The 15,032-nt window shown below is 44.3% G+C and carries 12 protein-coding genes and 6 tRNA genes; 4 read left to right on the top strand and 14 right to left on the bottom strand.

Features of this window, described 5'->3' with window-relative positions; translation table 11 throughout:
- Nucleotides 1-25: 25 nt before the first annotated feature.
- From JO943_RS12155 to JO943_RS12120, 8 genes are all read right to left on the bottom strand, one after another.
- Nucleotides 26-101: transfer RNA gene (locus JO943_RS12155), tRNA-Val, on the bottom strand.
- 101 nt (nt 102-202) lie between these two features.
- Nucleotides 203-279: transfer RNA gene (locus tag JO943_RS12150), tRNA-Asp, on the bottom strand.
- Between the two features lie 39 nt (nt 280-318).
- Nucleotides 319-394, bottom strand: a tRNA-Val gene (locus JO943_RS12145).
- Nucleotides 395-496: 102 nt separating this feature from the next.
- Nucleotides 497-573, bottom strand: a tRNA-Asp gene (locus JO943_RS12140).
- A 43-nt stretch (nt 574-616) separates the two neighbouring features.
- Nucleotides 617-693, bottom strand: a tRNA-Asp gene (locus JO943_RS12135).
- A 23-nt stretch (nt 694-716) separates the two neighbouring features.
- Nucleotides 717-792, bottom strand: a tRNA-Val gene (locus JO943_RS12130).
- A 163-nt stretch (nt 793-955) separates the two neighbouring features.
- On the bottom strand, nt 956-1,465 hold the full coding sequence (gene elsL / locus JO943_RS12125; RefSeq protein ID WP_202740904.1) for a cell wall-recycling L,D-carboxypeptidase ElsL: 510 nt from the start codon (nt 1,463-1,465) through the stop codon (nt 956-958).
- A 351-nt stretch (nt 1,466-1,816) separates the two neighbouring features.
- On the bottom strand, nt 1,817-2,182 hold the full coding sequence (locus JO943_RS12120) for a YbaN family protein (protein ID WP_005288785.1): 366 nt from the start codon (nt 2,180-2,182) through the stop codon (nt 1,817-1,819).
- A 100-nt stretch (nt 2,183-2,282) separates the two neighbouring features.
- On the opposite strand from JO943_RS12120, the gene JO943_RS12115 reads away from it, so the two are divergent.
- The 3 genes from JO943_RS12115 (at nt 2,283) to dapE (ending at nt 4,665) form a co-directional block, all read left to right on the top strand.
- Nucleotides 2,283-3,155, top strand: a complete 873-nt coding sequence (locus JO943_RS12115; protein ID WP_202740903.1) for a DUF1853 family protein — start codon at nt 2,283-2,285, stop codon at nt 3,153-3,155.
- Nucleotides 3,156-3,263: 108 nt separating this feature from the next.
- Nucleotides 3,264-3,407, top strand: a complete 144-nt coding sequence (locus JO943_RS12110; protein ID WP_165569309.1) for an entericidin A/B family lipoprotein — start codon at nt 3,264-3,266, stop codon at nt 3,405-3,407.
- A 124-nt stretch (nt 3,408-3,531) separates the two neighbouring features.
- Entirely contained in the window at nt 3,532-4,665 is a 1,134-nt protein-coding gene (gene dapE, locus JO943_RS12105) for a succinyl-diaminopimelate desuccinylase (protein ID WP_202740902.1), read from the top strand.
- Nucleotides 4,666-4,714: 49 nt separating this feature from the next.
- Here the strand turns inward: dapE and JO943_RS12100 are convergent, their stop codons facing one another.
- From JO943_RS12100 to pilG, 6 genes are all read right to left on the bottom strand, one after another.
- Nucleotides 4,715-5,170, bottom strand: coding sequence for a hypothetical protein (locus JO943_RS12100; RefSeq protein WP_005226968.1), 456 nt, complete (start codon nt 5,168-5,170; stop codon nt 4,715-4,717).
- A 13-nt stretch (nt 5,171-5,183) separates the two neighbouring features.
- Nucleotides 5,184-10,262, bottom strand: coding sequence for an Hpt domain-containing protein (locus tag JO943_RS12095; protein WP_202740901.1), 5,079 nt, complete (start codon nt 10,260-10,262; stop codon nt 5,184-5,186).
- Between the two features lie 153 nt (nt 10,263-10,415).
- Nucleotides 10,416-12,497, bottom strand: coding sequence for a methyl-accepting chemotaxis protein (locus JO943_RS12090; protein ID WP_005226966.1), 2,082 nt, complete (start codon nt 12,495-12,497; stop codon nt 10,416-10,418).
- Between the two features lie 47 nt (nt 12,498-12,544).
- On the bottom strand, nt 12,545-13,081 hold the full coding sequence (locus JO943_RS12085; protein WP_005226965.1) for a chemotaxis protein CheW: 537 nt from the start codon (nt 13,079-13,081) through the stop codon (nt 12,545-12,547).
- A gap of 45 nt (nt 13,082-13,126) precedes the next feature.
- Nucleotides 13,127-13,489, bottom strand: coding sequence for a response regulator (locus JO943_RS12080; RefSeq protein WP_004775365.1), 363 nt, complete (start codon nt 13,487-13,489; stop codon nt 13,127-13,129).
- 20 nt (nt 13,490-13,509) lie between these two features.
- Entirely contained in the window at nt 13,510-13,893 is a 384-nt protein-coding gene (gene pilG, locus JO943_RS12075; protein ID WP_004652356.1) for a twitching motility response regulator PilG, read from the bottom strand.
- 279 nt (nt 13,894-14,172) lie between these two features.
- Here pilG and JO943_RS12070 point away from each other — a divergent pair, with 279 nt between their 5' ends.
- Nucleotides 14,173-14,817, top strand: a complete 645-nt coding sequence (locus tag JO943_RS12070; RefSeq protein WP_202740900.1) for a hypothetical protein — start codon at nt 14,173-14,175, stop codon at nt 14,815-14,817.
- The last annotated feature ends 215 nt before the right edge of the window (nt 14,818-15,032 follow it).

Raw genomic sequence — 15,032 nt, 5'->3', positions numbered from 1 at the left:
ATGATATGAGATTGGGGAAGATATATGGTGGGCGCTGACGGGATCGAACCGCCGACATTCTGCTTGTAAGGCAGACGCTCTACCAACTGAGCTAAGCGCCCTGAGGAATAAAAATTGATTGAGTATCAATTTTTATGACGCAAGACAAACGGAGTGCGTAGTGTCTTACATTATCACCCTCTTGAACAGGGAATCAAGAGAATGGCGCAGCGGACGGGGCTCGAACCCGCGACCCTCGGCGTGACAGGCCGATATTCTAACCAACTGAACTACCGCTGCACTGTATTACTTCCATAGAGAAGTAAATGTCACAAATTATGGTGGGCGCTGACGGGATCGAACCGCCGACATTCTGCTTGTAAGGCAGACGCTCTACCAACTGAGCTAAGCGCCCTGAGCGAGGTAACAAATCTAAAGCATCGCTTTAAAACTTGTTTAAATATAAAAGAAATAAATTCTAATCTATTTAACTCTAGCTATTCTTGCAATCTTAAAGTGGCGCAGCGGACGGGGCTCGAACCCGCGACCCTCGGCGTGACAGGCCGATATTCTAACCAACTGAACTACCGCTGCACGATAATTTTGCAATTATAGCAAACGACTATTAAAACTTAAGTGGCGCAGCGGACGGGGCTCGAACCCGCGACCCCCGGCGTGACAGGCCGGTATTCTAACCAACTGAACTACCGCTGCACTTGAGTCTTAACGTAAAGGCTTGGTGGGCGCTGACGGGATCGAACCGCCGACATTCTGCTTGTAAGGCAGACGCTCTACCAACTGAGCTAAGCGCCCTTAACGTCTTCATCGTTTGTGAGGTGCATTATAGAGAATCTTTACAGCCTGTCAAACGCTTTTGCCATTCTTTTCTGAAAAAACCGTACGAATGATTAAAAAATAAGTGATTCCATGCAAAAACTGATATTTTCGTATTTTATTTAAGCACTTATTTGCATTTTCACATATCGTTTTCTAAGGCTTGTTCGGATATATACACCAGCGCCTGTTCGGAAACGAGTTCAAATAGCTCGATAATTTCATCATTTTTCATTCGAATACAACCATGCGACATCGGGATGCCCATTGGCTCTGTATCCGGTGTACCATGAATATAGATATAACGCTTAAAGGTATCGTGCCCTTCCCCATGATTGAAGCCTTCTTCAAGACCATCCAGCCATAAAATTCGCGACAAGATCCAGTCTCGTTGAGGAAATTGCTGGGCTAATTGTAAGTCATACACCTCACCCGTCGGTTGGCGTGCAATAAATACTGCATTTTTTGGTGCATCGCCGCCAACCTTTTGGGCAACCTGATGCCAGCCTCTTGGGGTCTTTCCACTATTTTCCTGTTCACCAATACCATTTTTGCCCGAAGAGATCACATAGAATTTATTCTGTTTCGGCAAACGTAGCGTTTGTTGTGCCAAGTCTATGATGATGTCTGCCTGGTCAAGGGTATAGGTCATTGTTATCTCGATAGATGATAGAACATCTTCATTTCAACATAGATGAAGTCTTTTTTCTTGTAGTTTTCAGTAGTTTTAGTCATGTATCAATCTTAAAGTTGGTGTAGGAAAATAAAATACCATTGGAAGATATTGGTTTCGTTCTTTGTTCGTGTCATTCGGATATGTTTTGGATGGGACTTAAGATAAAGATTGCTTAATGCATTTACTCGAATATGGTTTTCATCTTCTTACGAAGCTTTAATCACTCCTCAGGGCAAAGCTTACTTGACTTTGCTCAACTCGCCACTCGCGGCATAGCCGCTCGTCTTGCGCTTCGGGCAAATCCTTAAAGCAATGCTTTAAGTTTGCTTATCCTCGCTCAGGCTCGGGGCGTAACCATAACCACACAGCCACGATAAACATGGTGACATCGGTAAAGACTTTCACCCAAAACGGTGCATTGGTGAACAGCATCAAAATACCGCTAAGCAGCATCATGATACTGGCAATCCATTTCGCCTTGCGCGGGACTGTGCCATGTTCACGCCAGTTGCGTAAAGTCGGTCCATATTTAGGGTGATTTAATAACCAGGCATCCATTTCCGGCCAGCCTTTGGAAGCCGCCCATGCAGCCAGAATCAGGAAAACCGTGGTGGGCATGCCTGGTAAAATTGCCCCAATGATTCCCAACGTAATAAAAATCACGACCAGACTACGCCAGAATAAAGTTTTCATTGAGCAATTAACCAACACCTGTTTACAACCGTGCTAGTATAAAGTGTTTTTATTGTGGTTTCTTAAACTTAACCTATTATTTCCATGATTGAGTGGCTTGATGTCTAAAATGCTTACCACCCCTTGTTTTTTTGAGCCGTGGTTACAGTTTAACAATCCGATCGTACGGCATTTGGCCTTCTGTATTGCCAGCCCGAATATTCTGGCAGATATTCCAGACGATCTCAGCCTGAAAAATCATTTTGAATTACATCCGGACCCGATCTGGCAAACCCATTATCAAAATTATGAATCACGTTTAAAGCAACTGGATGTGCAGCCTCAGCCACTGATTGATTTTCTGGCTCAACTCAAAAGCACACGACTGGGCCTGCGATTTGAGAACCTGCTCTGGTTCTGGCTACTGGACGATGATTACCATCCTTATCAGTTGCTCGGACACAGCATTCAAAAAATTGCAGGTGCGGTGACTTTAGGTGAACTGGACTTTGTTTTGCTCAATCAGGAAACGCAACAAGTTGAACATTGGGAAGTGGCTTTAAAATATTATTTAGGCGAAGGAAAGCTGGCGCTGGCTCAATGGTTTGGATTAAACAGACAAGATACCTTACAGCGCAAACTCAAACATTTTACCGAACGTCAATTCCAGTTTACTGAAGCCAACAACCATCGCATTCAACGTAAGTTTGCAGTCATGAAAGGTCAGCTGTACCTGCCTACGCAACAGGATAAATCAAGTCTTCCATCCTGGATTAATACTTCACGGCGTTTAGGTCAATGGGGAACTCAGATACCAAGTACGCCTTATTATCGCTTGCAAAGACATGAATGGCTCTGTCCTGATCAGGAGGCTTCTTCACAACCCGCTCTCTGGTGGACCAATGGTCTGTATTATCAGCCTACAGCCACACCAAGTTTTTATATGTACCGTCAGGCTTCACTTTTATGTAGTTTTACTTCATTCACTTGTTAATAGCTAAGATAACATTTTATAACACATTTACCATCAAACCCTTATGTTCATTTTGCAGTAATTTTTTTAGCCTCTTAAGTACATCATAATTACATTTAAACGGAGAAGATGATGAAAAAAATCTTAGTTGCTTCGATCATGACTGCTTTTGTTCTCACTGGCTGTAATACATTTAAAGGTTTTGGGCAGGATGTATCTAAAGCGGGTGATAAAGTCTCTCAAACCGCCGAAAAAACTCAAGATAAAATGTAATTTTTTTAGAGCAAGCTGTACCGAACCTTATCTAGAACTAGATAAGGTTTATTTTTAATACCTTTCTCCATCAGATTCCCCTATTATATCGGTTCATATTTCACCAGATTTAGCTACATCCCGCATGAACCATTCCGATACGCTTGAACTTAGTTTACAACTCCTACGCCAGCCTTCAGTAACTCCTGTTGACCATGATTGCCAGAAGATTATAGCCGAACGCTTAGCAAAGATTGGCTTTAATATCGAAAACATGCGTTTCGAAGATGTTGATAATTTATGGGCGCGTCGTGGTACTGAAAGTCCGGTATTCTGCTTTGCAGGCCATACCGACGTGGTGCCGACCGGTCATTTAGATGCATGGAATTCAGATCCGTTTTTACCGAGTATTCGTGATGGAAAACTCTATGGTCGTGGCTCCGCCGATATGAAAACTGCATTGGCGGCCATGGTGGTTGCATCGGAACGTTTTGTTGCCAAACATCCCAACCATAAAGGTTCAATTGCATTCTTAATCACTTCGGATGAAGAAGGCCCATCGATTAACGGTACCGTTAAAGTGGTTGAAACACTGGAAGCGCGCAATGAAAAAATGACCTGGTGTCTGGTCGGTGAACCATCCAGCACGCATCAGTTGGGTGATATTGTTAAAAATGGTCGTCGTGGTTCGTTGAATGCGGTTTTAACCGTTCATGGTAAACAAGGCCATGTGGCCTATCCGCATCTGGCTGAAAACCCGATCCATACTGCATCTAAAGCGCTTAATGAGCTGTGTGAAACGGTTTGGGACAATGGCAATGAATATTTCCCTGCGACTTCTTTCCAGATTTCCAATATTCAGGCAGGCACAGGTGCGACCAATGTGATTCCTGGTACGCTTAAAGTGACTTTTAACTTCCGTTATTCAACTGAAGTTACCGCCGATATCCTGAAACAACGCGTGCTTGAGACTTTAGATAAACATCAGCTCAACTATGATATTCAGTGGACTTTGTCTGGTTTACCCTTCCTGACTCCGGTAGGCGAGCTGGTGAATGCAGCAAAAACCGCGATTAAGAATGTGACTGGCGTTGATACCGTACTTTCAACCAGCGGTGGAACCTCTGATGGCCGCTTTATCGCGCCAACTGGTGCACAGGTGCTTGAGCTGGGTGTATTGAATGCCACCATCCATCAGATCAATGAACACGTCAATGTCGCAGAATTAGAACCGTTAGCTGAAATCTATGAGCAAATTTTAGTAGAGCTACTTGCTTAAACATTGCGAGAACACATAAAAAAGGAACTCCAATGAGTTCCTTTTTTGATTACAACCCCAGTTGGGTTTGGATGTTTTGCAGATGAGGGACATAAAACCTGTTCTCCCCCATCTTCACATATTGAAAGACCGTCTTATCATCGATGTCCCGTTCTTCATCGACAATCTCCGAAATACGTAAACGGATCGACTCAGGCATTTCATTACAGACTAGGGCAAAACGCTGCGATACATCTTCACCTTCGATCACCAGCGCCACGCCTTGTTTCTGTGCAGGATCATTTACAGCGTACACAGGCAGCTTTAAATCATGCCATTCAATATGTTCAACATTGGTCTGGGTATCCATTGCCGACAACACGATATTTTGCGGTAACAGCATCGGAACCTTTTGATGACATTCAATAATGTAGGCATCAATAAATCCGGTTGAAACCGTAATTAAATGTTGTAACTCTTGCTGGTCAATCTGCCCCAATGCCGAGTTTGCGCCTTTATTTACCATTCTTTTCTACCTCTTAGCGCACAGCCAGTAAAGTTTCAATATTTTCCAGCAAAGCCTCTTCCTGGAACGGTTTACCCATATATTGACTTACACCGAGTGACAATGCGCGTTCACGATGTTTCTCTCCGGTACGTGAAGTGATCATGATAATTGGCAAGTCCCGGTGCAATTCATGATGTCGAACCAGATTGGTGACCTCGAAACCATCCATACGCGGCATTTCAATATCCAGTAGCATCAGATCAGGTTTCACTGTTTCGAGCTGCTCCATCGCATCCACACCGTCTTTGGCCGTGACCACATCATAGCCCTGACGCTCTAACAGACGCGAAGTGACCTTACGTACGGTGACCGAGTCATCGACAATCATGATCAGGCGACGTTCATCATAACGCTGTTTAGTATAGCTTTCATCAGCCTGCTTGCTACGTGCCGTTGACTGCGCTTGTCGTGCAATATTCTGACCATCCAGAATCAAACAGACCTGACCATCACCCAGAATGGTTGCACCCGCAATCACGCCAATACTGGAGAACTGCTGTCCGACCGGTTTCACCACAATCTGACCACGTGAACCAATCAACTGATCCACCAGTAATGCCGTGGTCTGGCCTTGGGCACCTTTGATCAGCAACACCGGTAAAGAATGCACCACGCCACTCAAACGCGGTATTGGCTGGCCTGCCACAAACTCAGAAAGATAGCGTAAACGGTAACGTTCCTGGTCAATGGTGAAATAGTCGTCCTGACTGTCAAAGTATTGTTCCAGTGCCATAGGTGAAATACGCACAATACGGTCGATCTGGGCCAGCGGGAATGCAAACTGTTGATCGCCTGCTTTAACCATCAAGGCATCACTGACCGCAACCGTGGTTGGAACACGGATGGTAAAGGTCGTGCCTGTGCCATAGGTGGACGCCACACTGACATGGCCGCCTAGGGCTTTAATATCGCTTTGTACCACATCCAGCCCGACACCACGCCCAGAAATCTGCGTGACCTGAGCCGCAGTACTGAAACCCGGATGGAAGATAAATTGTAAAATCTCTTCCTGTTCTAGCTTCTGATCTGGCGTCATTAAACCGGTTTGTAGTGCTTTTTCCTTGATGCGGTTGACATCAATGCCCTTACCATCATCACTGAAAGTCACCACAACATCAGTACCTTGACGGCCAATGTTCAGGACAATATGCCCGGTTTCAGGTTTCTTGGCCTGTAAACGCTGTTCACGATCTTCAATCCCATGGTCAATCGCGTTACGCAACATGTGCTCAAAAGGTGCCACCAGACGTTCAAGAATACTACGGTCCAATTCCCCTTCAGTATTGTTCACCACTAATTCAGTTGGACGGTTCAATGCCGAAGCCGTTTGGCGCACGATACGTTGTAAACGCGGCAATAAGCGTGAGAAGGGCACCAGACGGGTACGCATGAGGCTTTCTTGAATTTCAGCCTGAATACGGGATTGTTGCAGCAACAAACCTTCTGTATCACGAATCTTTTCAGACAATGTGGTTTTGAAATCCACCAAGTCCGAAGCTGACTCGGCCAGTGATTTTGACAACTGGTTCAGCGATGAATACTGGTCCATCTCCAATGGGTCGAAGTCGGCATAACGCGCATCTTCCCCGCCATGTCGTGCAATAATCTGGCTTTCCAGCTCACCTTCCATTCGACGTAACTGATCGGCTAAACGCTTGATCGCCAGTTCCATTTCTGTCAGCGTACCGCCGAGTTGCCCCAGATCCATCTCGATACGTGAACGGTTAATCGCATTTTCCCCTGACAGGTCAATCATCTTCTCGATGACATCTGCAGAGACACGAATCATCTCATTATTCTGCTCAATGCGCTCTGTCGTTTCCCACTCACCCAGCATTGACGGCGGTTCTGTGCCATCGCCCTGAACAAACTCCATGCTATATTCAGGTGTGAAGATATCTCTCGCCGAAAGTTTCTGAGGAAGCTGTGCAGAAACGTCGACAAACTCCATCTTCTCCAGACTTTGTTTCAACCCATCAAAATTGGCATATTGGCGTTTAAAGATGGCCTCATGCAACCATGCCAATGCGGTATTGAGTAAGTTGTCATATACATTTGAATTGAAATGATGCACACCAAACTGCTCAAAAGCATTTTCCAGATGGTAGGCAATCACGGCAATGGCATCCATCTCAGCCATGCGCGCGCCACCTTTTAAACTGTGGGCATTACGCTGTAACTGCAGCAGCAGACTACGATTACTGCGTTGTTCAAACCATTGCTTCAATAAGCTTTGAGCCTGTTCCAGTAACTCTTCTGCTTCCTCCAGGAAAGTCTGCTCCACCAGCGAACGAACATCATCATCCAATGACGCTGCCACCGTCTCAACGCTTTGAGTTGCTGAAGTTGTATCGCGTATCTCATCCGAAGCAACACCACTGCTTTCAGGCTGCAAGGTCGGCGTTTGCGTATCAAGCTCAGCTTCAACTAATTCAGGTACTTCTGACTGGGCCTCAACAACATCCACTTCAATTGTTTCAAGGGTCTCTACCGGCTCAAGCACAGGCTCGAACGTAGCAGATGCAACCGTTTGGTCTGCCTGTTGCAGTAACTGCACCACATGCGTTGATGGATAATCGGTTTGCTGATCGCGAATGGTCTGAATCCGGTCTGCAATATCATCCTGAACTAAGCGAATAATCGCAACCAGTTGTGGTGTTGCCTGAATCTGCTGATTGATCAGCTTTTCATAGAGACTTTCCAGCTCATGCGCAATCAGGCCAATATGAGGCGCCTGAATCATATTTGCCCCACCTTTCAGGGTATGCAAATAACGCATCAGATTTTTTAGCGCATTTAAATTGTGATGATCGGCAGTCCAAGTAGTTAAGTCCGCATCAATTCCGGCAAGCAGTTCATCGGCTTCTTCAAGGAAAATATCCAGCAAGTCTGGATCGAAGTCACGATTGGACGCTGCTGATTGTAATTGTTGCTGATCCAGTGCCAGTTGTGCGGCAAATACAGTGACATCGACAGTCGCATTGGCTGGGGTTGCTGTTTCCGAAATATCAGTCTCAACAGCGCGCTCATTACTCTCTGTTTCAATCGTCTCAAGTACTGGCTGCTGTGGCGCATAAGTAAGGTCTGCTTGCGTCGCTGTAACCGTAGTTTTCCCAAGATTGTGTAACACGGCCAAGGCATGCGTTGCAGGATAATCGACCTGCTGATCACGAATAATCTGGATACGATCCGCAATATCATCCTGTACCGCACGAATCACGGCAATCAGTGCCGGCGTTGCTTGAATTTGCTGATTAATCAGCTTCTCATAAATGCTTTCCAGCTCATGCGCAATCAAACCGATATGAGGAGCCTGAATCATATTTGCTCCCCCTTTCAAGGTATGCAAATAACGCATCAGATTCTTTAAGGTATCCACATTGTTATGATTCACCGCCCATGTATTTAGATCAGTATCAATCCCGGCAAGCAGTTCATCTGCTTCTTCAAGGAAGATATCCAGCAAGTCCGGATCAAAATCACGGTTGGCTTCATCTGCATTTAACTGTTGCTTATCCAGTGCGAACTGGGCAGCTAAGTCAGTCACAGCGCTTGACGTTGCGTGTGGTTCAATTACCAAAGCTTCTTCAACTGTATGGGCCTCAACATCCACAGATTCTTGCGGCACAGACTCAACATTTTGCTGGGTAAATGAACTCAGTTCATTTAAGACACGCTCATGGGCTTTGGTTAAAGTGACACGCTGACCAGCTGCCAAGGTATCAAACAACTGGATAAACTGTTGATGCACCTGATGGTAAAGTTCAAAAGCATAATCAAGATTGAGTAAACTTGGTTTAAAAATAAGATCTTGATAGCTTGAACGCAACAAGCTGGTGTACTGATACATGCCAATCGTTGCATGATGATGCGTATGCTGTAACAGGATTTCTGCCTGCTGACTCAATAACTGGACATATTGCGGGAACTCATGCCGTGCACGTTTCTCGAAATCAAACTCGACATCCAGTAAGTCATTAATTTCCAATTCAATTAACTGAGATACCAGACCTTGAGGACGTACTGCATCGCCATGCTTTTCTTCGAGCTGGAAATCATAACCATCCCAAGCGACATTAAAAGTCTCATAAATTTCATTGAGCTTTTGTGGGCTACCTGCATGCTTCAAGGTATGTAAATAATCCCCGACAAACTGTGCATAATGCGTCAGCAAAGCCGTCTCATCTGAACTTGAGTCCAGTTCTTCCTGCAATAAGGTTTTAAACAGATTCTCAACTTTTGAACTGGCTTCAAAAACATGATCGACATGCGCCATGGCAGAACTGCCACGCAAGGTGTGCAATGCACGAATCAGGGTATTGTATTGATCATTGCTTGGACGATCATTTTGTAAGAACTGGTTGATGGTCGCCAGATGCTCTTCGGCCTCTTCCTGGAAAATGGCCAGGGTTTCTTTGGCCAAGGCCTCATCTTCAAATGGCGCAATCCCTTCAAGCTCAGAGATAGACTCAACTTGCTGTAGCTCTTGTTCCTGTGCAGCAGTTTCAACGGCAGCATCATCTCCTGGCTCAAGGCCAGTCAACACCTGTTCATGATTAAGATCAATGGCAAGATTTAACAGCTCTGCCAGCGCAGGTTCAGGACTTTGCTGCTGTTGTAATTGTTGTCCAAGTAAAACCAAGGGTTTAAAATCAACCTGATGGGCCTGAACCGCCTTAAAGTCATGCGCCAGTTTAAAACGATAAAGATTAAAAACCGTCTGTACATATCGCTGAATATCAGCATTCAAGGTAATCGTGCCCGCAATCACACGATTTAAAGTATCTTCAACGGTCCATGCCAGCTCACCCGACGACTTCGCCCCGACCATTCTTCCAGAGCCTTTTAAGGTATGGAAATGACGGCGAATATCGCTCAGCACATTCTGTTGATGTGGTTGTTCTGTCCATTGAACAAGTAATGGTTCTAACTCAACAAAGATCTCATCCAATTCTTCAATAAAAATTTCAAGAATCTCTGCATCTTGTTCAAGATAACTGTCTTCAGGAAGCGTCATCGTTTCAACTAACGTTTTTAATATTTGTTTCATAGCTGCTTCTTTCGTTTTTATCCACTAAATGTGGGTAAAAATTACGTCTATCTATCAGACAAGATGTAGTTCCACTGCGCCATCACCTTGTTGAGATATCCAACACATCTAAAATGGAAAGACAGACACCCCCATCTGCCTTTCCAATTCGGTTTACTCAGGTAACTTAAAGTCAGTTACTGATTCACGTAACGATTCAGCCATGTTTGCCAACTCAGAAACCGAGCGTGCGGTATCAAACGTAGCGGTAGTCGTTTGTGAGGTAATTTCCTGTACGACATTCATCGTGGTTGCAATATGACTGGCAGAAGCAGACTGAAGTTTTGCCGCATCCGAAATGCTTGCAATCAGTTTCGCCAAGTCACCCGATACCGTTTGAATCTCATCCAGTGCAATCCCCGCATCTTTTGCCAGATTCGCACCACGTACCACCTCGGAAGTGGTTTGTTCCATTGAGATTACGGCTTCATTGGTATCGGTTTGAATGGTTTTCACCAGACTTTCAATCTGTTTGGTTGCTGATGCAGAACGTTCTGCAAGACGCTGTACTTCATCGGCGACGACTGCGAAACCACGACCTGCTTCACCGGCCATCGATGCTTGGATCGCTGCGTTTAATGCCAAGATGTTGGTTTGGTCGGCAATATCGTTAATCAACGAGACGATGTTACCAATCTCTTGAGAAGATTCACCCAGACGTTTAATACGTTTCGAGGTTTCCTGAATCTGTTCACGAATGTGATCCATCCCTTCAATCGAACGGTTTACCACTTGCGCACCATTGGTCGCAATCTGTACTGAGCGTTGTGCTACATCAGCAGATTCAGATGCGTTGGCAGATACCTGGTCAATCGACAGTGCCATTTCGTTCATGGCTGCGGATGCACCCGCAATTTCTTGCGCCTGATGTTCAGAAGCTTCAGCTAACTGGTTGGTAATGTTCTGGGTATCTTGGGTATAGCGTGCCACTTCTTGCGAGGTATCGGTGATTCGCGATACCAGGTCTCGTAACTGATCGATCGCAAAGTTAATCGAGTCGGCAATGGCACCAGTAAAATCTTCCGATACTGTTGCATAAGAACGTAAGTCACCATCTGCCAAGTCCGCGATTTCATCGAGTAAACGTAAAATCGCATTCTGGTTACGGTCATATTCGTCTTGTAAACGGGTGACACGCTCTTTATCGGTATTACTACGTAAAGCCAGTAATTGCAGTGCAGAGAAGACCAACAGACCTAAAGCACCAATCAGTACGATACCGGCAATGACATTACCCCAGCCGCCTTCCGCTTTATTGGACAAATCATTGAGTGAATTTAACAGTGCATCAGACTGCGAAAAGATTTGTGAAGAGGCCTGACGAACACGCACGATCTGGTTGGCGTTTTGCAATACCGTTGCCGCTGCTGATTTCAACACGGCATCATAGTCAGACTTAATGCTGTCCACAGATTCACGTAAGGCAGCCGAGCTGATACGGTCTACACCCAGTTCAGAGCTACCGTTTAATTGGGCATTTAAATACACACCGAAGGTATCAATATCGGCACCGAAGTCATTTGCAGAAACACTAGAGTTATCTGTACCGACCAGCACCGAGTTGATCGAACGTAAAATACGTTCCGCAATAAAGACCTGGTTCTTGGTGATAATTACCTGACTACTCGGCATGTTCTCACGCACCATCTGGTCCACCATCAGGTTATATTCAGCCTGAATCTCGGGGATGGTATCGCTAATCGCAATGTTGGTATCATAAAGCTGGTTAATGACTTTCTGTTGTGAAGCAATCAAGTCAATGTTCTTGGAAATGCCGCTCCAAAGTTCGCTCACTTTCTTGTATTCATCAGAACCTTTACCATAAACACTTTCAACCGTTTCCAGGTTTTCGGTAAATTGCTTTTCTGACTCAACCAGCTTTTTCATCTCTTCAGGTTTACCAGAAGCAGTCGCTTCGGTGGCCTGACGCGAAATGGTTTGCGACAACAGACGCAACTCACCCAGACTTCGGGTTAACTGGTTTGAACGCGGCACACTAACGAACAAGTAGATTAAGAGGATGACTGCAAGGGCCAAAGCAATTAAAGCACGATAGATAATCGGTTTAGATTTCTCACTTTCACCGAATAAACGGGAAAACTGATCGAGTTGCGTTCGTATATTATCCAGGAACGCGCCTCCCTTTTTCAGCCCCGCACTATCACTACCATTCTTTTTTTTAAGTTTAAAGCCCATATCAGCTTCTCCCCGAAATACGCCTTTATGTTCCGTAGCGCATTAAATTAGTTTATAAATTTTATTGATGCATTCATGTATTGAGGATTTTTTAATAACCGACTCAATAAGAACACATGCCATTGTTGATTATGCTGGTGGAAATGACCTTGACAATAGTCTTTTAACTTATGGTCCAGATCATTATTTTGAGAGAAAAAACTCTTTTTATTAAAGTGCTGAATCCCCAAAACCTGATCAACGACCAACCCCACATAATGATCTTGATGGCTAATACAAATCACTTTTTGCGTCGGAGAAAACTGGCTTCTTTGTCCTGAAATAAAATGTGTCAAATCAGAAACTGAAAGCAGTCTTCCACGAATATTGGCCAAACCACGTACCCACGCCTGGGTATTTGGTACTGGTGTATATTTCGGAGGATAAATCACCTCGGAAATTTCCCCCAATGGCGCAACAAAATATTGCCCCAACATCTCAAATGCGATGCCCGACCAGCGGTGAGTTTCGTTTTGAGTTGAAGTGTATTGCTTATTGCCTCGCTTGGATAAGCGAAGCAATTCGATAAATCCATTTGCTGCCATACCCTATCCCGTATTGAATAATGAGAAGGCTCAGATTGAGCGAAATTAACTTAATAGTTGTTTAATCACATCAATCAGCTGTTGTTCATCGACAGGTTTGGTCAAATAGTCGCATGCACCCTGACGTTTCCCCCAGACACGGTCCGTGGCCTGATCTTTGGTACTGACAATCACAACCGGAATATGCTGTGTGTCCTTGCCTTTACTGATCTGGCGTGTGGCCTGAAAACCATTCATGCCCGGCATCACCACATCCATCAGCACCAGGTCAGGTAATTCTGCTTGTGCCAAGGTCACCCCATCTGCGCCATTGGTTGCTTCAATAACGTCATAACCATGCTTGGTTAAAATTTCTCTAAAGCGAAAAGTTTCAGTAGGTGAATCATCTACAATAAGTATGCGAGCCATTTTTTCCTCAATCTTTAATTTTATGCGCTAACGTGGTTGCGAATCGCGTTTAACAACTCATCTTTACTGAATGGCTTGGTTAAATATTCATCCGAACCCACGACACGGCCTTTCGCCTGATCAAACAAACCGTCTTTGCTTGATAACATAATGACTGGAATATTCTGGTAATTTAGTGAATTTTTGATTAATGCGCAGGTTTGGTAACCGTCTAAACGAGGCATCATGATGTCAACAAAAACGATATCCGGATTAGCTTCTGCAATTTTTGACAATGCTTCAAAGCCATCAACCGCCGTAATGACTTCACAGCCTTCACGTTGCAATAACGTTTCAGCTGTACGACGAATCGTTTTGGAATCGTCAATCACCATCACCTTTAAATTCTGAAATTTATCTTCCATTTATTGTCCTGCCCCAATACTCAATACAAATTATGGTTGGTTTAATTTGTTTTATACAGATCAGTTGATATTTTTAACATATCTTTACTTGCATTATCAATGAAGTTTTTTGAACCAACCTATCAGTTTCGCTACACAATCCTAAACAGGTCACACTTTTAATTAAATTCCTAATTTTTTTGCCGAATAAGTATTTTTAATTGTCTAAATTAGCACTAATATACAACTGATTATTATTTAAAAATAAGTGATTTAATTAACTTTTTTTCGGGGAATGTAATGACTGGTTCGTTAAAGTGCGGTTTCCGCATTCGTCACTTTAGCACGATTGCTCGTACTTACATCTGCTCATTTTTTATATGCTTTGTGTCCAGCGCCTGTTTTGCCGGAATAGAGTCTTCCAAGGCCACCTGGTATCGTTATTACGACAAGAACGGCGTAGCCAATGTCAGCACTTCGGTCACCCCTGAACATATCCGTTATGGGTATGAAGCGCTGGACCGCAATATGCAGGTGATGAAGCGCAACCATCCTTATAATGCTGCTGCGGATGCACAACAGTCGGCTCAACGTGAATCGGTTGCCCGTCGTCGTGAACAGGATCTAAGATTAAAACGTGCCTATGGCAACCCGCAAATTGCGACGGCAAAACGTGACCAGATTTTGGCAAACCTAAAAAAACAGCTCAATTATCAACAAGAACAATTACAGCAACTGCAAAAAGATAAAATCGCTTTCAAGCGTCAGGAAATGGATTACCATCGTAAAGGTGAAATGCTGCCAGCCCAGTTAAAAAGTAATCTGGACAATAATTCCAAAAATATTGAGAACGTCAAAAAAACCGTAGAAAGCCTGCGCAATGCCTACCACAAAACCGAGGCAGAATATGCCGATATCATCACCCGTTTAAACACATTACAATAAAAATCAGTCTTTAAAAGCCCCATATGACTGCTTTAACCTCTCCCTTTGCTCTGCTAAATAACCCTAGATTTTCAACATTTACATACATTGCAGTGCTTTATACTGCGCTAAATTGAATGATTCATGTCATAATGCCAGCAGCTCAAAGTGAGCCGATTATTTTTGCTCCTTGTTGTAGCATCTTTTAAATAACACTTAACTTTAGGACAGTTTCC

Origin of the sequence: Acinetobacter sp. 'aerobic (ED)' (genome assembly GCF_904886855.1) — a bacterium.
Lineage (GTDB): Bacteria > Pseudomonadota > Gammaproteobacteria > Pseudomonadales > Moraxellaceae > Acinetobacter > Acinetobacter courvalinii.
Note: the sequence above shows the minus strand (reverse complement) of the source record. Positions and strands in the feature narration are given on the sequence as shown.